At 65.9% G+C, this 26,463-nt stretch carries 18 protein-coding genes and 1 pseudogene; 4 read left to right on the forward strand and 15 right to left on the reverse strand.

From position 1 onward, the window contains the following. Positions 1 to 430 precede the first annotated feature (430 nt). The 4 genes from B9Z01_RS02340 to B9Z01_RS02355 all read right to left on the reverse strand — a co-directional run bounded on the left by B9Z01_RS02340 (position 431) and on the right by B9Z01_RS02355 (position 4,385). A complete protein-coding gene (locus B9Z01_RS02340; protein WP_085480642.1) occupies positions 431 to 1,270 on the reverse strand; it encodes a competence/damage-inducible protein A in 840 nt (279 codons plus the stop codon). Positions 1,271 to 1,291: 21 nt separating this feature from the next. Next, entirely contained in the window at positions 1,292 to 2,125 is an 834-nt protein-coding gene (locus B9Z01_RS02345) for an EI24 domain-containing protein (protein WP_085480643.1), read from the reverse strand. A gap of 203 nt (positions 2,126 to 2,328) precedes the next feature. Then, positions 2,329 to 3,327, reverse strand: a complete 999-nt coding sequence (locus tag B9Z01_RS02350) for a sterol desaturase family protein (protein ID WP_085480644.1) — start codon at positions 3,325 to 3,327, stop codon at positions 2,329 to 2,331. A 38-nt stretch (positions 3,328 to 3,365) separates the two neighbouring features. Further along, entirely contained in the window at positions 3,366 to 4,385 is a 1,020-nt protein-coding gene (locus B9Z01_RS02355; RefSeq protein ID WP_085480645.1) for a YVTN family beta-propeller repeat protein, read from the reverse strand. 608 nt (positions 4,386 to 4,993) lie between these two features. On the opposite strand from B9Z01_RS02355, the gene B9Z01_RS02360 reads away from it, so the two are divergent. Continuing rightward, entirely contained in the window at positions 4,994 to 6,901 is a 1,908-nt protein-coding gene (locus tag B9Z01_RS02360) for a YadA family autotransporter adhesin (RefSeq protein ID WP_244195906.1), read from the forward strand. Positions 6,902 to 7,145: 244 nt separating this feature from the next. On the opposite strand, the gene hrpA is transcribed toward B9Z01_RS02360, so the two are convergent. Next, the gene (gene hrpA / locus B9Z01_RS02365; protein WP_085480646.1) at positions 7,146 to 11,684 is read right to left on the reverse strand and encodes an ATP-dependent RNA helicase HrpA; all 4,539 of its coding nucleotides are present in this window, start codon (positions 11,682 to 11,684) and stop codon (positions 7,146 to 7,148) included. A 23-nt stretch (positions 11,685 to 11,707) separates the two neighbouring features. Here hrpA and argA point away from each other — a divergent pair, with 23 nt between their 5' ends. The 3 genes from argA (at position 11,708) to proP (ending at position 15,708) form a co-directional block, all read left to right on the forward strand. Then, a complete protein-coding gene (gene argA, locus B9Z01_RS02370) occupies positions 11,708 to 13,096 on the forward strand; it encodes an amino-acid N-acetyltransferase (protein ID WP_085480647.1) in 1,389 nt (462 codons plus the stop codon). Between the two features lie 120 nt (positions 13,097 to 13,216). Beyond that, positions 13,217 to 13,489 (forward strand): oxidative damage protection protein, encoded by a 273-nt coding sequence (locus B9Z01_RS02375; protein WP_026228676.1) that lies wholly within the window; start codon positions 13,217 to 13,219, stop codon positions 13,487 to 13,489. A 755-nt stretch (positions 13,490 to 14,244) separates the two neighbouring features. Continuing rightward, positions 14,245 to 15,708 (forward strand): glycine betaine/L-proline transporter ProP, encoded by a 1,464-nt coding sequence (proP, locus tag B9Z01_RS02380; protein ID WP_085480648.1) that lies wholly within the window; start codon positions 14,245 to 14,247, stop codon positions 15,706 to 15,708. Positions 15,709 to 15,880: 172 nt separating this feature from the next. Here proP and B9Z01_RS02385 read toward each other — a convergent pair whose 3' ends face one another. The 10 genes and pseudogenes from B9Z01_RS02385 to B9Z01_RS02430 form a co-directional block, all read right to left on the reverse strand. Further along, positions 15,881 to 16,384: a metallophosphoesterase family protein gene (locus B9Z01_RS02385; protein WP_085481153.1), complete on the reverse strand. Its 504-nt coding sequence runs from the start codon at positions 16,382 to 16,384 to the stop codon at positions 15,881 to 15,883. A 25-nt stretch (positions 16,385 to 16,409) separates the two neighbouring features. Beyond that, positions 16,410 to 17,216, reverse strand: a complete 807-nt coding sequence (locus B9Z01_RS02390; RefSeq protein WP_085480649.1) for a hypothetical protein — start codon at positions 17,214 to 17,216, stop codon at positions 16,410 to 16,412. A gap of 2 nt (positions 17,217 to 17,218) precedes the next feature. Then, positions 17,219 to 17,794 carry a TMEM175 family protein gene (locus B9Z01_RS02395; RefSeq protein ID WP_085480650.1) on the reverse strand — a complete coding sequence of 192 codons (576 nt, stop codon included), beginning with the start codon at positions 17,792 to 17,794 and terminating at the stop codon, positions 17,219 to 17,221. Positions 17,795 to 17,924: 130 nt separating this feature from the next. After that, complete coding sequence (locus B9Z01_RS02400) at positions 17,925 to 18,329, reverse strand: cupin domain-containing protein (RefSeq protein ID WP_085480651.1); 405 nt, start codon at positions 18,327 to 18,329, stop codon at positions 17,925 to 17,927. 22 nt (positions 18,330 to 18,351) lie between these two features. Continuing rightward, positions 18,352 to 19,752 carry an FAD-containing oxidoreductase gene (locus B9Z01_RS02405; protein ID WP_085480652.1) on the reverse strand — a complete coding sequence of 467 codons (1,401 nt, stop codon included), beginning with the start codon at positions 19,750 to 19,752 and terminating at the stop codon, positions 18,352 to 18,354. A 327-nt stretch (positions 19,753 to 20,079) separates the two neighbouring features. Next, complete coding sequence (locus B9Z01_RS02410) at positions 20,080 to 20,268, reverse strand: hypothetical protein (protein WP_085480653.1); 189 nt, start codon at positions 20,266 to 20,268, stop codon at positions 20,080 to 20,082. Between the two features lie 300 nt (positions 20,269 to 20,568). Next, entirely contained in the window at positions 20,569 to 22,920 is a 2,352-nt protein-coding gene (locus B9Z01_RS02415; protein ID WP_085480654.1) for a putative bifunctional diguanylate cyclase/phosphodiesterase, read from the reverse strand. Positions 22,921 to 23,120: 200 nt separating this feature from the next. Further along, entirely contained in the window at positions 23,121 to 23,918 is a 798-nt protein-coding gene (locus tag B9Z01_RS02420) for an SH3 domain-containing protein (protein WP_085480655.1), read from the reverse strand. Positions 23,919 to 24,588: 670 nt separating this feature from the next. After that, positions 24,589 to 24,849: pseudogene (locus tag B9Z01_RS36030) on the reverse strand (ArsR family transcriptional regulator); the annotation flags it as partial. 90 nt (positions 24,850 to 24,939) lie between these two features. Then, on the reverse strand, positions 24,940 to 26,388 hold the full coding sequence (locus B9Z01_RS02430; protein WP_085480657.1) for an aminotransferase-like domain-containing protein: 1,449 nt from the start codon (positions 26,386 to 26,388) through the stop codon (positions 24,940 to 24,942). Positions 26,389 to 26,463: the final 75 nt, after the last annotated feature.

The raw sequence follows: 26,463 nt of genomic DNA on the forward strand, positions 1-26,463 counted from the left end.
GACGCGTCAATCGATTATCTATTGCGACTTAAGTTTATTTTGTTTTACTAAACAAACTAAAATGCTTACCAAAAATAATAATTAATTGGTTTGATTGAGCCAATGAAATACACCGGATCGGCAAGCGCGATCCGAATATGCATAACGCATTTTATTTGGCGAAAAACCGGAAATGAGATGAATGCCGCGATCGAATGGAATCGATGTCAATCCACAAGAAGCAGCGGCTATTGGACGGAGTTGCGAGGAAGCGGCGATGGTTCCTCGCAATTGCCCGCAGCCCTCGTCATGGGGATGGACGAGAGCCGGACTGTCGTGTTCGCACTGCGTGCGCGTTGATACCGATACAGCGGCGCACGCGCACCGTGCGCGGGATCCGCACGTCCAGGCGCGCGTACGGCACGGCGCGGCTCAGGAGAGCCGCCGCCGCTCAGTTGCGCGGCTTGCCCACGGACGCCGCCGCCACCTCCGGCTCGACGATATCGCCGCCGAGCAGATGCACCCCTTCGCGCAGTTTCACGAATGCCGCGGCCACGGCTTCCGGCTCGCCTTTCACGCCGAGATCGATGTGATGCCGCGCATAGACGCCGCCGCGCTCCGCGTCGCCGACGCTCGGCAGGCTGAATACGCGCACACCCGGAAAATCGCGTTCGATTTTCTCCATCAGCGGCGCGAGGCGCGACTCCGGCAGCTCGAACACGAGCAGCGACTTCTCCGCATGCGGCATCGCATGATGCAGATGCGCGTACTGCGTATCGAGCACCCATTCGATCATCGGCCAGGCCATCACCGGAAAGCCCGGCACGAAATGATGCTGACGGATCGAAAAGCCCGGGATCTTGTTGTAGCCGTTCGGAATGATCGCGGCGCCCTGCGGATACGTGCCCATGTTCAGGCGATGCCGGTTTTCGGGCGAGTTCAGATCGAGCGGCGTCGGCGAATTCGCCGGATACATGTCGCGAATGCGCTCCTGGATCAGCTTCGCGGCCTCCGGGTGCAGTTCGAGCGGCACGCCGAGCGCGGCAGCCGCGCACTGGCGCGTGTGATCGTCGGGCGTTGCGCCGATGCCGCCCGTCGAGAAGACGATGTCGCCCGAGGCGAACGTGCGCCGCAGCGTCGCCGTGATGCGCTCGGGGTCGTCGCCCACGTACTCCGCCCAGCCGAGCGGCAGCCCGCGCGCGCCGAGCAATTCGATGAGCTTCGGCAGGTGCTTGTCGACACGTCTGCCCGACAGGATTTCATCGCCGATGATGATGACGCCAAATGCCATTGCCGCCTCTTCTGTTTGATCTCAATAGGGAACCGGCGCGGTCTGACGCGCGCCGCCGTGCTCTTCCGCCCGCATGCGCTGCAGCGCGCGCAGGCAGTAATAGCCGAACCACAGCGCCGAGAACACGAGGATGAACGCGTAAATCCAGATCGTCACCGCGGTGATGACCGGGAACAGCACGATCAGCCACACCGACGACGCCCACAGCAGCGTAGGCAGCGAACCCAGCAGGCCGCTCGCAATGCCGATCAGAAGCAGCGGTAGCCGATAGCGCCGCACCAGCTCGCGCCGCTCGTCGCGCGTCGCGTGCAAGGCCAGCGCGTCGTAGCTCATCAGGCGGTAAGTCAGCCAGCCCCACAGGAGCGGGGGAATCAGCGCGAAGAACGGCGGCACGAGCCACAGCGGCAACGTGACGATCAGCAGCACGAGACACACGAGCGTGGTCCACAGCGCCTGGCCGAGGCTACCGTACCACGTTCCGCCGTGGCGCATTTCAAGGCTGGCGAACTGGCGTGCCGCGAGAAAGCGGATCACGGCCGGCATCGACAGCGTGGCGATCAGCAGCAGCACCGTGACGACGATCAGCGGAATCGCCATCGCGATCACGATGAACGGTGCAATGACCGCATGCAGCGCCGAAAAACCGAGCCAGTCGAACAGATGGTAGAGCGTGACGGTGAACGACCAGTCGTCGAGCCACGTGCGGGTCGCGCCCGTGAGCGTCTGCCAGGAAAACCACAGGATCACGCCCCAGCCGACCGTCGCGACGATGAACGGTTTGAAAGTCAGCCAGAGCATGCGCGGGTGGAACGTGCTTGCGAGCGCGCGCCCGAACGAGCGCAACAGATCATTCATGCGAGCCAATGCCTGCGAACGAAACGATGGTAGGGAAAACGCGCCGCGCGCGGGCCGGACATGCTGGGGCACGGGAGCGTACACACGAACGTGCACAGGATAAACCAGGGGACGCGCCGCCGGGGGAAGCTGGCGGCGTGGCAAAGCGCATGCTCAACCGGGCTTGAATGGAATCAGGCGGGTTCAAGCTGGTTCAAGCGGACTCAAACCGCGGCCGCATCGTTGCCGGACTCGCGGCGCTTCGGCGTCAGGCGCCGCGCGATGCGCACGACCGCAAGCCAGTGCTGCGCCCAGAAGCCCTCGCCATAACGACGGCCTTCGAGCTGGTCGCTAATGCCGGTGGGCTCCATCTCGCGGCTCCACGAGACGCTGCGAAACAGCATGTCCCACCACGGAAACAGCACGCCGAAGTTGCAGCCGTACTTGAGCCCCTGGTGACCGTAGCCGATCGCATGATGACGGCGATGGAACGTCGGGCTGACCAGCAGCCGCTCGCCGAGCCAGCCGTAGTAGAGCCGGATGTTCGCATGCTGCACGCTCTGCGCGAGGTTCGTGATCGCGACGAGCACGACGAACTGCGACGGCGGCACGCCGATCACGAGCGCGATCACCGCGAAGAACGACGCCTGCAGCAGATCGTCGAGCAGATGATTGCGGTCGTCGGACCAGAGCGACATCTGCCGCTGGCTGTGATGCACCGCGTGCAGTTCCCACCACACGCCGATGCGATGCTGCCAGCGGTGATACCAGTAGCCGGCGAAGTCGAGCACGAGAAGATACATCACGAACGTGACGAGCGGCTGCGTGGTCACGCCGGGCCATAGATTGTCGAAGTTGACATTCGCGATGCCGTGCATGCGCAGCCAGCCCTGCACGTTGTCGAAGAACGGTTGCAGCGCGAAGAAAAAGAACAGATTGAGAATGCCGAGCTTGGCGATCCACGTGTAGAGCACGTCGACGCGCACCGCCTTGCGGTTGTCCCACCGCTCGACGGGACGCAGCGCCTCGAGCGGGCGCAGGATCGCGTACATCGCCAGCACCTCGAGCACGCCGACGATGACCCAGTACAGGCTGTCGTACGTGTCTTCGTCGTAGTCCATCAGGTTGAGGCGGTACAGCAGCGGCTGCACCACGTCGACATACAGCCACGTCTGCAGGGTCGAGACGAAGCTGTCGAGCGAAGAAAAAATCAGATGGAACATGGTGCTGGTCTGGTTACTTCATCCGGTCACGACGCCGCTCAGGCTCCGTTCGGCGCCGTAACCGGCGCACGATTGAAGAAATAGATGCCGTGCGGCGAGCGGCCCACCGCAATGGTCTGGATCAGCTTGCGCGTGTTCAGGTCGATGATGCCGACGTGCTTCGCGAAGCGGAACGTAACCCACAGATAGCGTTTGTCGGCGGAAAGTTCCATGTCGTCCGGCCCCGGCATCAGGCCGGTAATGTCGCCGACGTTGGTGAGCGTGTCTTCGTCGATGATGCTGATCGTGCTCGCCACCCGGTTCGACACCGCGACATGCCGGCCGTCGTCGAGCGAGCGGAAATTGTGCGCGCCCTTGCCCGTGTGGATGGTCTTGACGACCTTCTGGTTGCGCCAGTCGACCACGGCGACGTAATCCTCGCCGGTCATGCCGACGAGCAGGTACTTCTCGCCCGGCGTCATCCACAGGCCCGCCGGCACCTTGCCGACCTTCATCTTCCACTTCACGGTTTGCGTAGGCAGGTCGATCGCGGCGAGCTCACCCGACACCTGCAGTGTGACGAACACCGTTTTGCTGTCGGTCGTGAACGCCATGTGGCTCGGCATGACCGCGAGCGGCAGGCGCGACGCCAGCGTCATCTGGTTCTTCTGGCTGTCGTAGTGATAGATGTCGAGACGATCGAGCCGCAGGCCGGTCGTGACGAGCCACTTGTGGTCGGGCGAAAAGCCGATCTGATAGGGGTCTTCGATGTTCTCGACCCAGCGTTGCACCTGCCCCGACTTCGGATCGACGAACATCAGGTTGTTCGACACCGAATTGGCGACGATCAGCGAAGAATTGTCCGGCGTGACCATCAGATGGTGCGGCTCCTTGCCGGTGGGCACGGTGCCGACGACCTGGTGGCTGTTCTCGTCGATCAGGCTCAGCGTGGCTTCGCCGGAATTGAGCACGATCACGTTATTAGCGTGAGCCGCGGGAGAAAAAAAGCCTGCGGCGGCGGCGAGCGCCACACTCGCAGCGAAGGTGGCAGTCAAGCCGGGAAGAAAAAAATTACGCATGAAAACTCGCTTCGGAGAACAACCGTCATTGTAGAACGTTTGCCGGGCCGCGCGGTTGACGCAGGTCGCCGCTGAGCATAGGAAAAATGGAGGGCGCGATGAGTCGTGGCGGCGGCGGGCACGTGGCTTCAATGGCGCTTCGCACGACATTTTCCGGTGCGGAGCCGATGTACCGCCCCCTCACCCCAGCCATAAACGAGATTATTCCTGGAATTCGCCAAATCATTATGAGAGGAAACAGGAATATTCCTATTTTCCGACGCCCTCCTTTTATTCAGATTGCTTACGATCTTTCTGCATTTCGGAGTTCTCTGATATCCGAACACCACGGCAAGACCGGACACTTCTCTTCAGCGCACTAGCGCTCGCGTCAGTGCTTCCCGTATCGCTTATCCCATGAACTTCAGCGCGTGACGCGGGTGTTCGGGTATGCCCGAACACAAAAGCGAAAGAGCCCGGCGAAGAAATCGCCAGGAATCGTGCGCGTTTGATTTTCATATTTTCGCGATTTACCGGGCTATCAACCCGACCATTTACTGCCCGACTTATTCGCGCGCCGTGCGCTGAAACACGCCGTGCGCCGAAGCAATTAACGTGGAGATGTTGAATTGACGAGAAGAAATATCGCAGTGATTTGCTGTACGACGCCGCACACGGGGCCAGCCGCGCCACCGGTCGCCAACCTCAAAAGAAACCCCGCGGCAGCGCGCAGGAAAACCATCGCTCAGGCAGCACAAAGCGCAGTCGGGGTGGCGGTGGCCGCGGCAGCGCTCTACGTCACGGACGCGACTGCGGCCGGCGCCAATGCATATCAATCAGATACGGCCAACGCATCGGGCGATTTCTCGATCGCGATAGGCGATCAGGCCAGCGCATCGGGCAATTTCTCGACGGCAATAGGCGACCAGGCCAGCGCAACCAATGAGTCCGCGCTCGCAATCGGCAGCGGGGCCAATGCGCAAGGCCAAGCCAGCCTGGCAGTTGGCCAGAGCGCCAGCGCGCAAGGCGCTTCCTCGAGCGCCGTGGGGATGAACGCGAGCGCGCAGGCCGACCGCTCCACGGCGGTGGGTCTGAGCTCCACGGCACTCGGTCTCGACTCGATCGCGGCAGGTTCGGGCACGACAGCGGCGAGTGCCGCCGCATCCGCCTTCGGTTCGCTCGCCACCGCGGCGGGCATCGGGTCCACCGCGCTCGGCTACGGCTCGCAAGCCAGCGGCAACAGCGCGCTCGCAACCGGAACACAGGCCTCGGCAACGGCGGACGCTAGCGTCGCGATCGGTAGCCAGGCCGTTGTCAGCGGCGTGGGCGGCATTGCGCTCGGCGCTAACGCCGAGGCCGGCGCGACGAATGCGCTGTCAATAGGCACCTCCGCCTCGGCGTACGGCGCGAACGCCATAGCGTTCGGCGCGTACTCCGCCGCGAGCGACGATGGCGCCATCGCACTCGGCTACGGTGCAAACGCCGCAGCCGCGAATGCGCTTTCGCTCGGCTATAACGCCAGTGCGCTCGCCATCAACTCCGTCGCGCTCGGCCAGGGCTCCGTCGCCGATCGCGCGGGCACGGTCTCGGTCGGCTCCGCCGGCAACGAGCGCCAGATCACGAATGTCGCCGCAGGGTCAGCCAACACCGATGCGGTCAACGTCGCTCAACTGAAGGCGGTCAGCGACCAGAGCGCGGCGACGGCCGCGAAGCTTGACGGCGCGGTCATGTACGACACGAATGCCGACGGCAGCGTCAACCGCAACAGCGTCACACTCGGCGGCGACCCGACGAGCGGCACCGTCATTCACAACGTCGCCGATGGCGTGCTGGCGTCCGACGCGGTCAATCTTGGCCAACTGAATGAGGCGCTCGGCAGCGCGATCAATAACGCCGTGGCCGACTCGGCCAACGCATTTTTCAGCGCGGACGGCAGCCGCGATACCGAAAGCGCGGTGTCTTCGGGCACGCACTCGATCGCGGCCGGAGCGAACGCACAGGCCTCCGGTGCGAACGCGGTCGCGATCGGCGCCAATGCCGTTGTCAGCGGAAACAATGCGACAGCGCTAGGCACGGCCGCGAACGCGAGCGCCGACAATTCGGTGGCGCTAGGTCAAGGCTCGGTCGCCGATCGGGCGAACACGGTATCCGTCGGCGCGGCGGGTCAGGAGCGCCAGATCGTCAACGTCGCACCCGGTGTGCAAGGCACCGACGCGGTCAACGTCAATCAATTGCAACAAAGCGTGGGCGGCGCGGTCAGCCAGGCCAATCAATACACCGACGACCAGATCCGCTCGGCACGCCGCGACAGCTACGGCGGTACGGCAACCGCACTAGCCATGGCCGGCTTGCCGCAAGCAGTCCTGCCGGGACGCGGCATGGTTGCTGTGGCCGGTGGCACCTATGGTGGTCAGTCGGCCTTTGCGATCGGCGTGTCCCAGCTATCGGATACGGGCAAATGGGTCTACAAGGTTCAGGGCAGTGCCGACTCGCGTGGTCAGCTCGGCGCCTCGATCGGCGCGGGGATGCATTGGTAGGATATTTCGCGAGGGTTTCGACCAGGGCGAGTCGTAATAGTGGCCCGCCCCGGTCATCACAACCGCGAACGCAGTGACTGGCAAGGCCTGAGCAGCCGGTGCGCGACATCGTTCTCACGAGCGTTGCGCGCCGGCCGCTGCAAGCAACGGCTCACCGCACCATTCACCGCCGCTCACCACCGCACCACTCGCCGCATCATCGTGCCCCGCCGTCCAGAACGGCACCCACCACGGCGCTACGCACTCAGCGCTGCATCGACTCCCACACCTTATGCAGGCGCCTCACCGAAACCGGCATCGGCGTGCGCAGCTCCTGGGCAAACAGCGAGATCCGCAGTTCCTCGAGCAGCCAGCGGAATTCCGCGAGCCGCGGGTCCAGCACGCCGCCGCGCTGCGACACCGCGCGCTGGTAGTGTTGCAGCAGCGGCTGAAGTTCGGCGAATTGCCGTGCGTCGCGCGTGGGGTCCGCGCGCAGCTTGTCGATACGCAGCACCATCCCCTTTAGATAGCGCGGGAAGTGCGCAAGCTGCGCATACGGCGTATCGACGACAAAGCGCTTGCCGATCAGCGCGTCGAGCTGATTCTGCAAGTCGGCATGCGCGGCCGCGAACGGCTTCGATTGCAGGAGCTTTTTCGTCACGCTCGCGTATTCGCCGAGAATCTGCCCGACCAGCCGCGAGATTTCCTGCGCCAGCAGCGTGAGGCGGCTGCGCCCTTCGTCGCGTCGGGTGTGAAAACTCGCATCGTCGTCGGGCAGCGGGTCCTGCAGACAGGCTCGGTCGAGCGCGGTATCGATCAACTGATCGCGCAGTTCCTCCTGCGTGCCGCGCGGCATGAACTGCATCGCCATTTCGCGCAGGCCCGGCAGATTCTTCTCGAGGTACTTGATCGGCTCCTTCAACTGCAGCGCGAAAAGCCGGCGCAATCCCGCACGATGAATCCGCGCGGCTTCCTCGGGCGAATCGAACACCTCGACATCGCAATGCGTGCCGCGATCGACCAAAGCCGGATAGCCGAACAGCGTCTGGCCGCCCCGGCGGATTTCGAGCAGTTCGGGCAACTTGCCGAAATTCCACGTCGTCAGCTTTTCATACAGCGCAGTGCCCGCCGCCCCATCCTGCGGCGTGGTCTGCGGGGCGGATGCGGCAGCGCCCTTGCCGCGCTGCGTGGCGCCCGGGCCCGAATCCGCGGCTTGCGAAGGCGTCGCGACGCCGCCGCCCGCACCGGCCAACGCCGCGCCCGCCGCGCTCGACACGAGCTTCTGGAAATGCTGTTGCGCCTGGCCGCCGAGTTCAGCGCGCAGTTGCGACAGATTGCGGCCCATCGCAAGCTGCCGCCCGTGCTCGTCGATGACCTTGAAGTTCATGAACAGATGCGCGGGCAGCGTCTCGAGCTTGAAGTCGGACTGCTTCATCGCGATCTGGGTCTGCTCGCGCACATCGGCGATCAACGCTTCGAGCAGGCCGCCCGCGCCGAAGCGCTGCGCGCCGTGCCGCTCGGCGAACCCGGCCGCGTATTCGGGCAGCGGCACGCAATGCCGCCGCAGCTTCTGCGGCAACGACTTCAGCAGCAGTTGCGTCTTCTCCTTGAGCATGCCGGGCACGAGCCACTCGCAGCGGCGCGCGTCGACCTGATTCAGCGCATACAGCGGCACGGCGAGCGTCACGCCGTCGCGCGGCGTGCCCGGCTCGAAGTGATAGGTGAGCGCCATCTCGATGCCCGCCATCGTCAGCCGCTTCGGGAATAGATCGGTCGTGACACCGGCCGCCTCGTGCCGCATCAGATCGTCGCGCGACAGGTACAGCAGCCGCAGCTTGTCTTCCGGCTGGCCGCTCTTTTTCACCTCGTCGCGATACCAGCGCTCGAACGACGCACCGGTGTAAATGCCCTCGGGCACCGCCTGATCGTAGAACGCAAAAATCAGCTCGTCGTCGACCAGCACGTCCTGGCGGCGCGACTTGTGTTCGAGCTGTTCGATGTCGGCGAGCAGCTTGCGGTTGTGCGCGAAGAACGCGAGCTTCGTATCGAACTCGCCTTCGACGAGCGCGCCGCGAATGAACAACTCTCTCGCCCGCGCCGGGTCCTGCTTGCCGAAACTCACACGCCGCCGGTGATAGATCGGCAGGCCGTACAGCATCGCGCGCTCGAACGCGGACACCTGCGCCGCGCGCTTTTCCCAATGCGGCTCGGAGAGCGACTTTTTCAGCAGATGCGAGCCGACCTTCTCGATCCACTCCGGCTCGATCTTCGCGATACAGCGCGCGTAAAGGCGGCTCGTCTCGACGAGTTCGGCGGCCATCACCCACTTGCCCGCCTTCTTCACGAGCGCCGAGCCCGGCCACAGATAGAACTTGATGCTGCGCGCGCCGAGATAGTACGGCTCGTCGTCGGCTTTCAGGCCGATGTTGCCGAGCAGGCCGGTCAGCAGCGCGAGATGGATCTGCTCGAACGTCGCTTCCGCTTCGTTCAGGCGCCAGCCGTGCTCGCGCACCACCGTCAGCAGTTGCGAGTGAACGTCGCGCCATTCACGCAGCCGCAACTGTGACAGGAAGTTCTTGCGGCACTCGTCCTGCAACTGGCGGTTCGATTTCTTGTGCGCGATCGCTTCCTCGAACCAGTTCCAGATTTTCAGCCACTGCAGAAATTCGGAGCGCTCGTCGGCGAAGCGGCGATGCGCCTGATCGGCTTGCTCCTGCGCCTCGATCGGCCGGTCGCGCGGATCCTGCACGGACAGCGCGCTCGCGATGATCAGCACCTCCTTCAGCGCCTGCTGATCGCGCGCGGCGAGAATCATGCGGCCGACGCGCGGATCGAGCGGCAGGCGCGCGAGTTCGCGGCCGAGCGGCGTGAGGTGGTTGTCGTCGTCGACGGCGCCGAGTTCGTTGAGCAACTGGTAGCCGTCGGAGATGGCGCGGCCCGGCGGCGGCTCGATGAACGGGAAGGTTTCGATCGCCGTCAGATGCAGCGACTTCATGCGCAGAATCACAGAGGCGAGCGACGAGCGCAGGATTTCCGGGTCAGTGAAGCGCACGCGGCCCTGGAAGTCGCTTTCCTCGTACAGGCGGATGCAGATGCCGTCGGCGACCCGGCCGCAACGCCCGGCCCGCTGGTTCGCGGCGGCCTGCGAAATCGACTCGACCTGCAACTGCTCGACCTTGTTGCGATACGAGTAGCGCTTCACGCGCGCGAGCCCGGTGTCGACCACGTAGCGGATGCCCGGCACCGTCAGCGAGGTTTCGGCGACGTTGGTGGCCAGCACGATGCGGCGCGCGTTCGAGGTGCGGAACACGCGCTCCTGCTCGGCGGCGGAGAGCCGCGCGAACAGCGGCAGAATTTCCGTATGCGGCGGATGGTGCTTGCGCAACGCCTCGGCGGCGTCGCGAATCTCGCGCTCGCCGGGCAGGAAGACCAGCACGTCGCCAGGGCCTTCGCGGCACAGTTCGTCGACGGCGTCGACGATCGCTTCCATCAGATCGCGATCGGTTTCGCGCTGCGTTTTCGGGCGCTCGCGCCCGGAGGACGAAGCCGACGGCGCGCCGCCCGTGCCTTGCGCCGCCTTCACCGCCGGACTGTCCTCGACGACCGGCCGGTAGCGCACCTCGACCGGATAGAGACGGCCGCTCACCTCGATCACCGGCGCGGGCTTCTCGTCGCTGCCGAAGTGGCGCGCGAAGCGGTCGGCGTCGATCGTCGCCGAGGTCACGATCAGCTTCAGATCGGGCCGCTTCGCGAGAATTTCCTTCAGATAGCCGAGCAGAAAGTCGATGTTCAGGCTGCGCTCGTGCGCCTCGTCGATGATCAGCGTGTCGTACGCCTTGAGCAGCGGATCGGTCTGCGTTTCGGCGAGCAGGATGCCGTCGGTCATCAGCTTGACCGACGCGCCCGGCGCGAGGTTGTCGTTGAAGCGCACCTTGTAGCCGACCACTTCGCCGAACGGCGTGCCGAGTTCTTCGGCAATGCGGCGGCCCGTCGCCGACGCGGCGATCCGGCGCGGCTGCGTATGACCAATCAGGCCGGTGCCGCCCGCGCCGAGGCCGCGGCCGAGCGTGAGGCAGATTTTCGGCAACTGGGTCGTCTTGCCGGAGCCGGTTTCGCCCGAGACGATCACCACCTGGTTTTCGGCGATCGCGCGCGCGATTTCGTCGCGGCGGCCGGAGACCGGCAGTGCTTCGGGGAAGGTGATCGGCGGGATCGGATTGGGCGTGACGGCGCGTTGAGGGCGCGGTTCGCGCCGTTCGCGCGGAGCGCGGGGTTCGCTGGGTTCACGCGCTTCGCCCGCGGGCGGTGATTTCCGCGCGGGGTCACCTTGCGCGCGACGCGGCTCGCCGTCTCGCGCAGGCGCTCGATTCTGTTGCCGATTGTCACGGCCGGTGCCGCGCCGGGTTTGCGCCGCCGAAGCCGAAGGCGCGGCCGAAGCCGAAGGCGCGGCCGAAGCCGAAGACGCGGCCGGAACCGAAGCCGCCGAAGCTGTAGCCGAAGCCGCCCCCTGCGCGCGCCCTACCCGCCGCTCGCCGCCACCGCCCTGTTTCACCTCGGCACCGCCCACGTCGCGATGCACCTCACGCGCCAGCGACAGATTATTTTTCAGTGCGGACAACTGCTCGGAAATCAGCGCGGCAGACGGCTCGACCTGTACCGCGCGGCGCGATTCGCGCGCCGTTTGCGGTGCGTTGGGCTTCGCGTCCTGCGCAGGGCGGCGCCCGGCATCGCCGGAGTTCGCCTGATCGGCGGCCGGCGCCGGTTTCTCGTTCGCCGTAGCGGGACTTTTGGGTACATTCGACATGGGGGCGCATTATAATCCCCGGCATGAATTCCCAAACCGACCTCGTCCCCGCGCCCGCGAGCGTTCCGGCCCCCGCCGTAGCCACGGAAACCCTCGCCCAGCATGCGCAATTCGTCGACTGGATGCGCTCCGTCGCGCCTTATATCCATGCGTTCCGCAACAAGACATTCGTCGTCGGTTTCGGCGGCGAAGTGGTGCATGACGGACTCCTGAATGCGCTCGTGTCCGACATCGCGCTCCTGCAGGCGATGGGTATCCAGATCGTGCTCGTGCACGGCTCGCGCCCGCAGGTCGAGGAGCAGATGAGCCTGCATGGCGTCGAGTCCGAGTTTTCGCACGGCATGCGCATCACCGATGCGCGCGCGCTCGAATCCGCGAAGGAAGCGGCCGGCGAAGTGCGTCTCGACATCGAGGCCGCGATCAGCCAGGGCTTGCCGAACACGCCGATGGCGCATGCGCACATCAGCGTCGTGTCGGGCAACTTCGTGACCGCGCGGCCGGTCGGCATTCTCGACGGCGTCGATTTCCAGCACACGGGCCTCGTGCGCAAGATCGACGCGGATTCGATCCGCCACTCGCTCGCGAGCCGCAAGCTCGTGCTGCTCTCGCCGCTCGGCTTCTCGCCGACGGGCGAGGCGTTCAATCTCTCGATGGAAGACGTCGCCTCGGCCGCCGCGATCGCGCTGCGCGCCGACAAGATCGTGTTTCTGACCGAAACGCCGGGCCTCATGGAAGCCCGCGAAGAAGGCGCCGAGCTGATCCGCGAACTCTCGCTCGACGACGCCTACAAGCTGCACGAAAGCGGCGAAGTCACCGGCGACGCGGGCTTCTACCTCAAGCATTCGATCCGCGCCTGCCGCGGCGGCGTGCCGCGCGCGCACATCATCCCGTACGCGCTCGACGGCAGCCTGCTGCTCGAACTGTTCCTGCACGACGGCGTCGGCACGATGATCTCGTACGAAAACCTCGAAAGCCTGCGCGAAGCGACGCCGGACGACGTCGGCGGCATTCTCTCGCTGATCGAGCCGCTCGAAGCGGACGGCACGCTCGTGCGGCGCGACCGTCACCAGATCGAGCGCGACATCGACCATTTCTCGGTGATCGAGCACGACGGCGTGCTGTTCGGCTGCGCGGCGCTCTATCCGTATTCGCAGGAGCGCATCGGCGAAATGGCGTGCCTGACGGTCGCGCCCGAGGCGCAAGGCACCGGCGACGGCGAGCGTCTGTTGAAGCGCATCGAGCAGCGCGCGCGGGCGCGCGGCCTCACGCGCATTTTCGTGCTCACCACGCGCACCGAACACTGGTTCCTCAAGCGCGGCTTCGTCAAGGTCACGGTCGACGACCTGCCTGAAGACCGCCGCCGGCTCTACAACTGGCAGCGCAAATCGCTCGTGCTGATGAAACAGCTCTGATTGGCCCCATCTGATCCGGATAGCGGTCTGTCCACCCCACATTTGATACAGCAACCATTTTTCATGGGACCGGAGTAAGTGCTAAAGCACTAACTCCGGTCGACACAGGAGAAGCACAGCATGACTCGTATGGTTCAATGCGCGAAGCTCGGCAAGGAAGCCGAAGGCCTCGATTTCCCGCCGCTGCCGGGCGAACTCGGCAAGCGGATCTACGAAAGCATTTCGAAGGAAGCGTGGCAGGCCTGGTTGAAGCAGCAGACCATGCTGATCAACGAAAACCGCCTGAACATGGCCGATCCGCGCGCGCGCCAGTACCTGATGAAGCAGACCGAAAAATTCTTTTTCGGCGAAGGCGCGGATACGGCGTCGGGTTACGTGCCGCCGTCGGCGTAAAGCGTTTCCTGTTCGCCCGGTTCCGGGAAAGGCGCGCATCGTCACGACGAGCCGGCGCCTGTACCGATACCTCGATACCTGCCCCGACACGAACAATCCGCGCCGCGAGCGCGGATTTTTTTCGCCTGAACCTTGCCCGGACAGCCGCCCGGCAATGTTCTAAGCAGTCCGTTTTCCGGGCCGTTCCGACCCCGCGCAATCCCCTGCCTGGCAAGGGATTGGGCGCCTCGCAGTCTCTCGGGCGAAAGCCCGGTTTGCACGATCCTCTGTCATCGTGCTATCATGTGCGTCGTTTCAACAGCAATTCACCTTCATTCGCGTTCTTTTCAAGCTGCTCCGCCGTGCGCTTTGCGTGCCTGTTTGCGCACCTGAGCCATCCTGAATCGAACTGTTTTTAAGCAAGAAGGCTCGTCGGTCGTTTCCCCGCGTCATGTCAGTCCATGAGCGGCAAATCAAGACCGGCCTTTTTCGTTTCAAGCCTTCAGCGGCGCACGGGCCGGCTTCCCGCCAACCCAGCGTCCTTCATGCATCTGCCCCCCTTCCACGGCCACGCAGGTGCAACAGTCAGCACAATCTAGACGAGTGTTTTTTCGCGACGGGGTCGCGAGGCACGGGCGTTTGCTTTTTTTCGCCCCCTCTTCCGCCGCCGGGCAACCAGCGTCGCGGATGCCATTGCCGTGCTCGCGAAATTGCACTTCCCAGCAACCGTGGCGGAACGCATCACGAGTTTCGTCGCAGTCATTGGAGTTTCAACCTTGACCGCTTCCAGCAACGGCTTCTGGCGACATCACCAAAAAGAACAACGCCTGTCCCTCGACGACATCACCGTCGTCGATCACTCACTCCTGAAGCGTGCCGTCGGCGCGATGGCGCTCGGCAACGCAATGGAATGGTTCGATTTCGGCGTGTACAGCTATATCGCCGTCACGCTCGGTAAGGTGTTCTTTCCCTCGTCGAATCCGTCCGCGCAGCTGATCGCCACGTTCGGCACGTTCGCCGCGGCGTTCCTCGTGCGGCCGATCGGCGGCATGGTGTTCGGACCGCTCGGTGACCGCATCGGCCGTCAGCGCGTGCTGGCGATGACGATGATCATGATGGCGGCCGGCACCTTCGCGATCGGCCTGATTCCCGATTACTCGACGATCGGCATTCTCGCTCCGGTGCTGCTGCTGGTCGCGCGTCTCGTGCAAGGTTTCTCGACCGGCGGCGAGTACGGTGGCGCGGCGACCTTCATCGCCGAATTCTCGACCGACAAGCGCCGCGGCTTCATGGGCAGTTTCCTCGAGTTCGGCACGCTGATCGGCTACGTGCTCGGCGCGGGCACGGTCGCGCTGCTCACCGCGATGCTTTCGAGCGACGCGCTGCTCTCGTGGGGCTGGCGCGTGCCGTTCCTGATCGCCGGTCCGCTCGGTCTCGTGGGTCTCTACATCCGCATGAAGCTCGAGGAAACGCCCGCGTTCAAGAAGCAGGCCGAAGAGCGCGAAGCGGAAGACCGCGCGCTGCCGAAGCAATCGTTCCGCCAGCTGCTCGCGCAGCAATGGAAGCCGCTGCTGCTGTGCGTCGGCCTCGTGCTGATCTTCAACGTGACCGACTACATGGCGCTGTCGTATCTGCCGAGCTATCTGTCGGCGACGCTGCACTTCAACGAGACGCACGGCCTCTTCCTCGTGCTGCTCGTAATGATCCTGATGATGCCGATGACGCTCGCCGCCGGCCGCCTGTCCGACACGGTCGGCCGCAAGCCGGTCATGCTGCTCGGCTGCGTGGGCCTGTTCGCGCTGTCGATCCCGGCGCTGCTGCTGATCCGCATGGGCACGGTGCTGCCGGTGTTCGGCGGTCTGATGATTCTCGGCATGCTGCTCTCGTGCTTCACCGGCGTGATGCCGTCGGCGCTGCCGGCGCTGTTCCCGACGAAGATCCGCTACGGCGCGCTCGCGATCGGCTTCAACATTTCGGTATCGCTGTTCGGCGGCACGACGCCGCTCGTGACCGCATGGCTCGTCGACCACACCGGCAATCTGATGATGCCCGCGTACTACCTGATGGGCGCATCGCTGATCGGCATCGCTTCGGTGCTCGCGCTGCGCGAAACCGCGCGCAAGCCGCTGCTCGGCTCGGGTCCGTGCGTCGCGACGCGCGCCGAGGCGCATGCGGTGCTGCGTGGCGAACGTGAGGCCGAAGAGATGGATGAGCTCTATGCGGCAACGGCGCGCGCATGACGGTGCGCGGCGCGCCGCTCGGCTCGCAAGCGGGTGACGGTTGAATGTGGACGGATCGCGCAAGCGACACGGTTCGTATCCAGAGAAGCGCTGTGCGCGCACTCCGCGGCAACCACCTCGAGAGCAGTTCCCTCGAAACGGGCCGGCGAACTCCGCCGGCCCGTTTTTCATGTCACGTCAGCAGCGCATCGAAACTCGCGCTGACCTGTGCTCCGTCGACCATCAGCCTGCCCGCGCACACCGGCAACTTGAACCGCCGTGGCCCCGCGCTACCGGGATTGACGAACAGCACGCCGTCGCGCTCGCTGATCGACGGCTTGTGCGAATGACCGCTCACCACCACGGCAATGCCTTCGTCGCGCGGCTCGCAGCCGAGGTCCGCGATATCGTGCACGACGAGAATCGTCACCTGCTGCACGGCGAGTCTTGCGTGCGTCGGCAGCGGCGCGGCCCAGGCGCCGGTGTCGTTGTTGCCGCGCACCGCCGTGACCGGCGCGATTTGCGCGAGCGCATCGAGCACCGCCGGATTGCAGATGTCGCCTGCGTGAATGATCGCGTCGCAGCCGTCGAGATACTGGAGCGCTTCGGGACGCACGAGATTGTGCGTGTCGGAGATGAGCCCGATGCGGTTCACGCGCGAAGAGGAATGCAAGTGCGGGTTGTGCGAAGAAGTCATGTGATCCGGCATCGCTCGAAGTACCTCATTCGGCCTGCGGCCCGGCCAGTTCGCGCGCCTCGGTCTCGCTGCGCCGCGGTGCGCCGAGCATGCGCCGCGTCAACCCCTGCACGGCGACCGACACCAGCGCCGCGCACGCGAAGCTCGCCACCACGCCGTATTGCGGCAGCAGGGTCGCGGTCACGGCGAAGAACGCCGCGAACGAGCCGCGCCCGACCACCATGCCGCGCATCAGCAGCGCGACGAAGTCCGCGCCGTGCGCCCGCTGCGCCGACACCGCCAGCACGATGCCGAGCAACGGAAACACCGAGAGCACCCCGCTCCACACCGCGCCCATCGACGCGGACAGCGTGGTCACCGCCACCGTCAGCAGCGCGCCCGCGAGCATGCGCACGGCCAGATCTGCGAGCCCGGCGCGCGCCGCGGGCACGTGGCCCGTCACGCGCGGCAAGCTGCTCCGCGACACCGCGACGGCCACGCAGGCCGCCGCCACGGCCCAGCCGAGCGAGCCGGGCAGCCGCACGAGCAACAGCGCGGCGCCGAGCCAGCCGGCCATGCCGGCGAGAAGCGCGAGCGGCCAGCCCGTGCGCCGGCAGGTCCACGCGTAGGCGAGATTGAACGCTTCCGACGCGGCGATCGCCGCAATCGACGCCGCCGACGCCTGCGCCGCGAACGACGGCCCGCGTTCGAGCGCGAGCAGCAGCACGATCGGTCCGGCGACGAGCGGCAACCCCGCGAGCCATCCCGCGACCGAGGGGCCCCACGCGCGCGCGGCCGCCGTCAGCGCGGCAAGAAAGGCCGGCACCAGTACGAGCTTGAGCGCGAGCAGCATGCTCAGCCCTCCAGCACGTGTTCGATCCGCCGGTCCGGCACGAACCACCATGCGGCGGCAAGCGCGTAGAGCGCGGCCGACACCCACGGCACGACGAACGCGAGTCCGATGCCGAGCAGATAGATGACGACGGAAACCTTGCCCTTGAAGTCGTTGCCGATCGCCTTGGCGATCGCCGAATCGCGGCCGTGCTCGTCAATCAGCGCGTGGGCCAGAATGAAATACGCCACCGCGCACATGAACAGCACGACGCCGTACATCGCGGTCGGCCACGCGGTGAGATGGTTTTCGCCGGCCCAGTGCGTGACGGCCGGCAGCAGCGACAGCCAGAACAGCAGATGCAGATTGGCCCACAAGACCCGGCCGTTGACCTTCTGCACCGCATGGAACATGTGATGGTGATTGTTCCAGTAGATGCCGACGTAGATGAAGCTCAGCACGTACGCGCAGAACACCGGGATCACTGGGCGCAATGCCGCGAGATCGTGACCTTCCGGCACCCTCAGCTCGAGCACCATGATCGTGATGATGATGGCGATTACGCCATCGCTGAAGGCTTCGACGCGTCCCTTACCCATGCGAGGTCCCGGAGATGAATGCGATTGGGCGCACAGACCGTCCGCGCCGTGCGGACGAGCCGCGCCGCTGCCGATTATCGGCGATGCTGTAAGGCTTTGTCGATGCGCGCGAGCGGACCGCCTGGGCCGCTCAGGCCGCGGGAACACCCGGGTAATGGACCGCGAGCCAAACGCTCGGCTCCGTGTCGCTCGTCCATGCGACGCGATGCCGGCAATGCGCTTCGATCAGCACATGGTCGCCTGGATTCATGGGATGCGGCGCCGTATCGCCTTCGAATTCGAGCACCGCCGCGCCTGCGAGCAGCACGACCCATTCGGCGCGCGGACTGTCGTACCAGAAGCCGGGCGGGCTCGCCTGCCCGGTCGAGACGATCCGCTCGATCGTCACGCCGCGCTGCTCGACGAGCGTGTCGAAGTGCTCGCCGGACTCCGAGCCGGACTCCGAGGCGGCGGCAGAGGCAACAGCAGCAACAGGGGCGAACAGATTGCCGCTCGCGCGCGCGGGTTTCGGTGCGGGTTTCGGTGCTCGTGTCATGGATCGTCTCCGCGTGCGCCGCTCACTGCATCGGCTCGAGTCCGTCGAGCAGCGTCGGCACGAGCTCGCTGATCGTCGGATGCACGTGCATCGCGAACTGCAAGGTCGGATACGGCGCGCCCGCGGTCATGATGTCGATGAACGTATGGATCGCCTCGTCGCCCTCGGTGCCGTGAATCGCCGCGCCGAGAATCTGCTTGCTGTGCGCGTCGGCGAGCACCTTCATGAAGCCGTCGGTTTCGCCGCGCTCGCGCGCGCGGCCCACGCGCGACATCGGCATCGTGGCGATCAGCGCGTCGCGGCCGCTCCTGCGCACCTCGTCCTCCGACATGCCGACGCGCGCGAGCGGCGGATCGACGAACACCGCGTAGGCCATGATCCGCGTGTCGACGCTGCGCGCGGCGCCATCGAGCAGATTGGCCGCGACGATCTGGTAATCGTCATAGGACGTATGCGTGAAGGCGCCGCGTCCGTTGACGTCGCCGATCGCCCACACGCCCGGCACGCTGGTGCGCAACTGGCCGTCGACGGAGATCATGCCGTGCCCGTCCGTTTCGATGCCGGCGGCTTCGAGGCCGAGGTCGTCGGTATTCGGCCTGCGGCCGGTCGCGAACAGCAGGTGCGAGGCCTCGAGCGCCGGAATGTTCTGCTCGAAGCCGATGCACACCTCGTTCGCGCGATGCGGATGCGGCTCGACCCGTGTCGGCTGCACGCCGAACTGGAACTCGACGCCATCGCCCGCGAGCACCTTGCGCACCGACTCCGAGAAATCCGCATCCTCGCGATTGAGCACTCGCTCGCCGCGCACGAGCACGGTCACGCGGCTGCCGAACCGGCGAAACACCTGCGCGAATTCGAGCGCGATGTAGCTGCCGCCGACGATCGCGAGATGGCCCGGCAACTCGGCCAGTTCGAGCAGCGTCGAATTCGTGTAGTACGGAATCCGCTGAATGCCTTCGAGCGGCGGCACGACCGCGCGCGTGCCCGTGTTGATGAAAATCTCGCCGGCGCTGAGCTCTTCGAGCAACTGGCCGTCGAAACCGGTGATCGCGAGCGTATGCGCCCCGGTGAAGCGCGCGTGGCCGTTCAGTACGGTCAGGTTCCTCGTGCCGCGCAGCCACTTTTCGACGCCGCTGCGCGACTGTCCGATGATCTGATCCTTGCGCGCCTTGACCGCCGCCAGATCGACGCTGACCGGACCGCCCACCCGCACGCCGAGTTCGGCCGCATGGCGCGCCACATGCGCCGCGCGGGCGCTTGCCACATACGATTTGGTCGGCGTGCATCCGACGTTCACGCAGGTTCCGCCAAACTCCGCGCGTTCGATGACCGCGGTTCGACGGCCGCTTTGAGCGAGGCGCACGGCAAGCGGCGAGCCGCCTTGTCCCGTGCCGATCACGACTGCGTCGAAGTGCTGTGGCATGGCAATTCTCCCGGGGCGGGGTGCAGGTCGTAGCATCTTACGCTTTGTGCTACGCGCTGCCATGCCGGGTTGTGCGCTGAATGTGCGCTGATTGCGTGCTGGCTGCGCACTGCCTGGGCGCTGATTACAGCCTTGATTGTGGCCCTGATTGCGGCCCCACCACGCGCTTCGATGCGCGTTGCGCGCTTTGCCGTACTGAGGGATGTGCCGCGTTGCGCGGCGTTGAGTATGCTGTGGAGCCCGTGCAAACAGCCACCCGCCGCCTGGCGGGAACGTTACGAACGGGTACGAACGACTACGAGTGGCTACGCACGCCCCATATGCCTCTTACGCGTGGCAATGCGCCGCGCAGATCAGCTCGCGCGAGCGTTGCAGCGCGGCCTGCGCACCACGAGCCGCGAACACCCAGCCCACCTGGCCGAGATTGAAGTCCTGCGACACCATCACCTGCATGAGCGCGACCATCGGCAGCACGACCGATGGCCGGTAAAGCTGGTTTCTGATCAACTCTGACATGACGAACTCCCATCGCGCGACGCCGCTTCGGCACCACGCCTGATTACGTTTCGATGGAAGCATTCTAGGGAGCGCGCCGCCGCCGATAAATACCGGCAACGCGAAGTCACTTGTTCAGCAATCTGAACAATCGTGTTCCGGGCTTGCCGCCGTGACGGCTTGCCCGCGCGGGACAGGCCCGGCGAGCGCCGGGACAGCGGCGGGACAGCCCTATGGCAGCGCCGGGACGGTGCCACGGTAACGCCAGGACAACGCCACGGCGCTGCCCGGGCAGCGCCTGAAAGGCGCACCTGCGGCACCTCAGGACGCCTTCGCCATCCCCACCATCTGCGCGTCGCCCAGACTGCGCGCATAGGCGCTCGCGCCGACCGGCCGGCTATACAGATAGCCCTGCTGCTTGTCGCAGTCGATCGCACGCAGAAACGCCGCCTGCTCGGCGGTCTCGACGCCCTCCGCCGTCACGTTCATGCCGAGCGAGTGCGCCATCGCCACCACTGCCTGCGTGATCGCGATCGAATCGCGATGATCGGGCAGCCCCGCGACGAACGAACGGTCGATTTTCAGGTTATGCAGCGGGAAGCGCTTCAGATACGACAGCGACGAATAACCGGTGCCGAAGTCATCCACCGAAATGCGCACGCCCATCGCGCTCAGCGCGCTCAGCATCGGCAGCACGGTGTCGCTGTCGCTCATCAGCAGACGCTCGGTGATCTCGAGTTCGAGCGCCACCGGCTCGAGCCCGGACTGCGTGAGGCAGCGCTCGATGCGCTCGAGCAGGCCGTCGTTGAATTGCCGCGGCGAGAGGTTCACCGCGACGATCAGATGCGGCGCGAGCGTGCGCCGCCATTGTGCGACCTGCTCGCAGGCGCGCTCGAGCACCCAGTCGCCGATCTCGACGATGAGCCCGGCGTCTTCGGCGACCGGAATGAATTCGCCCGGCGACACATTGCCGAGTTCGCTGTTGTACCAGCGCAGGAGCGCTTCCGCGCCGATCGTGCGGCCGTCCTGGCTGTCGACGATCGGCTGGTAGACGAGGCTCAGCTCGTCCGCGGCGAGCGCGCGCCGCAGCGACTGCTCGATCGTGAAGCGCCGCTGCAGATGCTGGTTCAGCTCGGCGGTGAAGAACTGGAAGTTGTTGCGGCCGCGCTGCTTCGCGTGATACATCGCCGAGTCGGCGTTGCGCATCAGCGTGGCGACGTCCTGGCCGTCCTCGGGAAAGAGGCTGATGCCGACCGACGCGCCCAGGTAGTACTCGTTGCCCGCCACCGCAAACGGCACCGCGATCATGTCGAGGATCCGGTGCGCGAGGGCGATCAGCTCGCCGGTATTCGCGTACGCGCTCACCACGATCACGAATTCGTCGCCGCCGACCCGCGCCAGCGTATCGCCGCGCCCGACGCAGGCGGACAGCCGCTCGGCGACGCTGCACAGGAGCGCGTCGCCGGCTTCGTGGCCGGCGGTGTCGTTGACCTTCTTGAAGCCGTCGAGATCGACGAACAGCACGGCGACGCTCGCGAGCGCGAGCGCATCGTCGCTGATGCCGCGCGGCTCGAACAGGTCGCGCATCCGCTCGGTCAGATAGGCGCGGTTGTAGAGGCCCGTGAGCGAGTCGCGAGTGGCGAGAAACCTGAGCTGGCGCTGCGCCTCGCGCACCGGGCCGATGTCGGAGAACGAGATCAGCACCGAGTCCGGTTCGCCATCGCCGGGCCGCACGATCGGCACGACGTTCTCGGTGATCCACACAACCTCGCCATCGGTCAGCTCGACGCCGATCGTCACGCCGAGCATCGGCTTGCCGGTCGCGAAAACCTGCTCGGTGGGGCGGTGCGCATCGGGAATGAACGAGCCGTCTTCGTTGAACGCGCGTGTTATCACGGTGGCAATGCGCTGGCCGACGATCTGCGGCGTGACGCGCAGCATGCGTTGCGCGCTCGGATTGCAGGCGAGCACCACACCGGTGCGCGACTGCACGACGATGCCCTCGCTCAGATGATCGACGACGAGCCGGTGCCGCTCCTCGCTATGCGCAAGACGCTGCGTCATCTCGTCCTGATGGACCGCGAGGCCGACGCTGCTGCCGATGTCGCGCAGCATCGCTTCTTCTTCGGGGGTGGGGCGCCGCGTGCTGCGGTAGTACACGGCGAACGCGCCGAGCACGACGCCGGCGTCGTTCTCGAACGGCACGGACCAGCACGCGCGCAGGCCGTGCGGCAAGGCGAGATGCCGGAAGTCCTCCCAGAGCGGATCGGTTTCGATGTCTTCGACGATGACGAGACGCCGGTCGAACATCGCGGTGCCGCACGACCCGACTCGCGGGCCGATCTCGGCGCCGCCGATCGCCGCGCTGAACGCGGGCGGCAGCGACGGTGCGCCGCCCACCCGCAGGTGCACGCCGTCGGGGTCGAGCAGCAGGATCGAGCAGGATGCGCCTTCGCCAAGCAGCGCCTCGGCGCGGCGGCATACCTCGTCGAGCAATTCCGGCAGCGGCGTGTTGCGGGTGATGAGGCGCAACACGCTGCGCTCCGACGCGAGCACCTCTTCGGCCCGTTCCGGCCGGTAGCGGGCGCCTTCCGGGACACTTTCAGCGGCGCCTTCCAGGGCGCCTTCTGAAGCAGCTCCCGTCCTGCCACCTGACGTCGCTTCGCCAATCATATATGAGCCCCCAACCCAACATCGGCAACTTAGTGTACGCGGCACAGCAGGGTTGAAGTGAACCCGGCGTGGAATATCTGCAACGTATCGCATGCGTGTGGCGGCGCGACGGGGTGCGCTGGCGCCGCCCGCCGCCGCGCCATCATTGCATCGGGGCTACGGCCTTGGAGATGCCCAACGTCTTCAGCGCGTCAGCCGACTCAGTTGCCGCCACCGCCGCCAGGAGGCCGCGGTCCGCCTCCCTGCTGACCGCCTTGAGGACGATTACCGCCCCCGCCTTGCGACCCGCCGGGTGGCCGTCCACCCGCATTGCCCGGCGGCGGTCCACCCGGCGGCCGTCCTCCCGCATTGCCCGGCGGCGGCCCACCCGGCGGCCGTCCGCCCGCGTTACCCGGCGGCGGCCCGCCCGGCGGCCGTCCGCCTGCATTGCCCGGCGGCTTTCCACCCGGCGGCCGTCCGCCCGCATTGCCCGGTGGCGGCCCGCCCGGCGGCCGTCCACCCGCGTGACCCGGTGGCCGTCCGCCATGCCCCGGCGGCGGCCCGCCCGCATGGCCCGGCGGACGCCCCGCGCCCGGTCGCGGCGGAGGCGGCGGCCGATGGTGCGCCCAGCGCGATTGCTGGTTGTACCAGGGCCGGCCGCGATAGTAGTTGCCCCAGTAATCAGCGATCGAGAATCCGAGAATCGGCAAGCCAATTGCAGCGCCGTAATTCATCAGCGAGACATTGCCGCCCTGATACGGCGAGCTGAGCCGCGACGCATACACCCAGCCGCGCAGATTCGGCGCCGCGACGTCGCACCACTGGAAGTTGCCGAGACAGCCCATCACCGTCACCGGAACACCGGCCGGCAACTGCGTGACGATCGGATAGTCGGATGCGGGGCCGGCGCGCACGTTGACCAGGCTCGTCGTGTAGGCCTGTGACTGCGCGCTGGCCGCGACAGGCAGCGCCAGCAGGCCGGCCGCCATGTAAAGACCCAGAACGAATCGTTGTTTCATTCTTCCTCCCGTTTTCTGCCCGTTATTGTCCCGCCTGGAGACCTGCTTTCCACTGGCCGTCCGATAGGCGCCCCCACGTCATATTTATATATACACGTTGCCTCTGTTGCATGACAGCCGCGCGAACCTGCACAGCCTCGGGTCCCGGCCGCGCCGCTGCAGCGCACTTGCAGCCGCCCTGCCGATGCACGGTCACGCGCGGCAGGCCAGCAATCGTTCGCGCAATGCCCCACATTGGCGGCTGCCCGCTTGCCTCGGCCCCTCGCGGCACATTCGATCTCTTCGAATGAATGCATCGGAAAAATTGTACGGCATGCACGTTCATGACGCGCATCATCCCTGACATCCACCCTTCACACTCTTTCGGAGAAGGGACATGACTCGTTTCCAGAATACCTTGGTTCCCGGCGACGGCATCCGCAACGGTGCGGTGCAAACGTTCATCCGCGAAGTTGAGCCAGCTTTGAGTGAGCTTTGAGCCAGCTTTAGCCAGTACCTGGCGGGCCGCGTGTTAGTGCAGGTTTCGCGGCGGCGCGGTGTCGTCGTCGGCCGAGGTATCGTCGCGGTCGCCGGGCACACTGCCGCTCTCCCCGTCGTCACCGCCGGCGTTGCCGTTGCCGTTGCCGTTGCCGTTGCCGTTGCCGTTGCCGTTGCCGTTGCCGTTGCCGTTGCCGTTGCCGAACAGCTCGGCGCACAGGTCCTCGCCGGGTTCGCTCAGGCTCGCGGCTCCGGTGCCGTCGTCGTGGAACGCGGTGCTCACGAGACCGCCGTCCGACAGCGCGGTCAACTGCCGCCGCAAGCTGCTCATCGGCACGCCCGCCTGCTTCGACAGCTTCGCGAGCGACCATGCGCGCCCCGGCGTTTCGCGATGCGCTCGCCATAGTTGCGCGAGTATCGCGACAAGCTGCGGATCGATGTCGTTGTCATCCATAGGTGTGTCCTCGTGCGGTCGTGTCGTTCACGCTCACCTGGCGCTCACTCCCTCGTACGTGCTTGGCCTTCATGTTCACCTCGTGTGCGCTCACCTCGCCCGCTCCACCATCTGCGCGACCAGCTCACCGAGCGTCTTCAACGCCGTCTCGGCCTGCCCGGTCCACGGATAGCTGTAGTTGAGCCGGATGAAATGACGAAAATCGTTGCTCGTCGAGAACATCATCCCCGGCCCCACCGTGATGCCACGCGCGAGCGCGGCCTGATAAAGCCGCATCGAATCGATCCGGCCGGGCAGTTCGACCCACAGCACGTAGCCGCCCTGCGGCGCCGACACGCGCGTGCCGACCGGAAAAAAGCGCAGCACGAGCGCCGTCATGATGCTCGCCTGCTGCCGGTACACCTTGCGCACGTGCCGCAGATGCCGGTCGTAGCCATCCTGGCGCAGATAATCGGCCACCGCGACCTGGGGCACCGACGGCGTCGTCAGCGTGTTCAGGAACTTGAGCTTCTCGACCTGCGCGCGATAACGCCCCGGCAGCGCCCAGCCGATCCGGTACGACGCCGTCAGGCTTTTCGAAAACGACGCGCAGTGCAGCACGAGCCCCTTCGTGTCGAAGGTCTTCAGCGCCGAGGGCCGCGTGTCGCCGAAATACAGTTCCTGGTAGACGTCGTTCTCGATCACGGGAATCTCGTGCGCGGCGAGCAGTTCGACCAGTTGCCGCTTGCGCTCGTCGGACATGCGAAAGCCGAGCGGATTCTGGAAGTTCGGCATCACCATGCACGCGGCGATCTTCTGCCGCTCGATCACGCGCGCGAGCGCGTCGATGTCGATGCCTTCGACCGGATGCGTCGCGACCTCGATCGCGCGCATGCCGAGGCGCTCGATCGCGTGCAGCATCGCGTAGTAGGTCGGCGATTCGACCGCGACCGTGTCGCCCGGTTTGGCGACCGCCTGCAGGCTCAGGTTGATCGCCTCGGTCGCGCCGAGCGTGATGACGATCTCGCCCGGATCGACCGGCAGGCCGTTCTCCGCATAGCGCCGCGCAATCTGCCGGATCAGCTCGGGGTTGCCCGGCGGCAGATCGTCGATGAGGTTCCAGCTCGCGTGACGCCGCGCGATCGCGTTCGCGTACTGGTTGATGCGCCGCCACGGGAACAGCGAAGGATCGGGATACGGCGAGCCGAACGGCACGGCGTCGTGTGCGCGGATGCTGCGCAGCGTCGACAGCACGAGCCGGCTCACGTCCACCGTTGCCGGCACTGGCGCGGGCGCCGCGGACTTGCGGCCCGCGCGCGCCGTGGCGGGCGCCGGCGCGAGCGCCTTCGCCGCCGCGTCGCGCACGAAATAGCCGGACTGCGGCCGCGTCTCGACGATACCCCGGCTCTCGAGCAACGCATACGCGTGCAGCACCGTCTTGATGCTGACGCCGTGCTGCTGGCTCGCCTGGCGCACCGACGCAATCCGCTCGCCGGCTGCGAACACGCCGCGGCGCACGGCTTCGGTGATTTCGTCGGCGAGTTTTTCGTAGAGTTTCAAGGGCGTGGGGAGGCCTGAATCGCGGGCTGAGTAACGAGCTGAACAGCGGGCTGAATCGGCCCGGGTTCGCCCGGG

This window comes from Paraburkholderia susongensis, from assembly GCF_900177725.1.
Classification (GTDB): Bacteria; Pseudomonadota; Gammaproteobacteria; order Burkholderiales; family Burkholderiaceae; genus Paraburkholderia; species Paraburkholderia susongensis.

What these genes read in the sequence shown, in the direction of transcription:
- B9Z01_RS02385 (WP_085481153.1), bottom strand. Translation starts at nt 16,384, where the DNA reads ATGACTTCTTCGCACAACCCGCACTTGCATTCCTCTTCGCGCGTGAAC.
- B9Z01_RS02375 (WP_026228676.1), top strand. Translation starts at nt 13,217, where the DNA reads ATGACTCGTATGGTTCAATGCGCGAAGCTCGGCAAGGAAGCCGAAGGC.
- hrpA (WP_085480646.1), bottom strand. Translation starts at nt 11,684, where the DNA reads ATGTCGAATGTACCCAAAAGTCCCGCTACGGCGAACGAGAAACCGGCG.
- B9Z01_RS02390 (WP_085480649.1), bottom strand. Translation starts at nt 17,216, where the DNA reads ATGCTGCTCGCGCTCAAGCTCGTACTGGTGCCGGCCTTTCTTGCCGCG.
- B9Z01_RS02355 (WP_085480645.1), bottom strand. Translation starts at nt 4,385, where the DNA reads ATGCGTAATTTTTTTCTTCCCGGCTTGACTGCCACCTTCGCTGCGAGT.
- B9Z01_RS02400 (WP_085480651.1), bottom strand. Translation starts at nt 18,329, where the DNA reads ATGACACGAGCACCGAAACCCGCACCGAAACCCGCGCGCGCGAGCGGC.
- B9Z01_RS02340 (WP_085480642.1), bottom strand. Translation starts at nt 1,270, where the DNA reads ATGGCATTTGGCGTCATCATCATCGGCGATGAAATCCTGTCGGGCAGA.
- B9Z01_RS02350 (WP_085480644.1), bottom strand. Translation starts at nt 3,327, where the DNA reads ATGTTCCATCTGATTTTTTCTTCGCTCGACAGCTTCGTCTCGACCCTG.
- B9Z01_RS02410 (WP_085480653.1), bottom strand. Translation starts at nt 20,268, where the DNA reads ATGTCAGAGTTGATCAGAAACCAGCTTTACCGGCCATCGGTCGTGCTG.
- B9Z01_RS02345 (WP_085480643.1), bottom strand. Translation starts at nt 2,125, where the DNA reads ATGAATGATCTGTTGCGCTCGTTCGGGCGCGCGCTCGCAAGCACGTTC.
- B9Z01_RS02395 (WP_085480650.1), bottom strand. Translation starts at nt 17,794, where the DNA reads ATGGGTAAGGGACGCGTCGAAGCCTTCAGCGATGGCGTAATCGCCATC.
- argA (WP_085480647.1), top strand. Translation starts at nt 11,708, where the DNA reads ATGAATTCCCAAACCGACCTCGTCCCCGCGCCCGCGAGCGTTCCGGCC.
- B9Z01_RS02420 (WP_085480655.1), bottom strand. Translation starts at nt 23,918, where the DNA reads ATGAAACAACGATTCGTTCTGGGTCTTTACATGGCGGCCGGCCTGCTG.
- B9Z01_RS02415 (WP_085480654.1), bottom strand. Translation starts at nt 22,920, where the DNA reads ATGATTGGCGAAGCGACGTCAGGTGGCAGGACGGGAGCTGCTTCAGAA.
- B9Z01_RS02405 (WP_085480652.1), bottom strand. Translation starts at nt 19,752, where the DNA reads ATGCCACAGCACTTCGACGCAGTCGTGATCGGCACGGGACAAGGCGGC.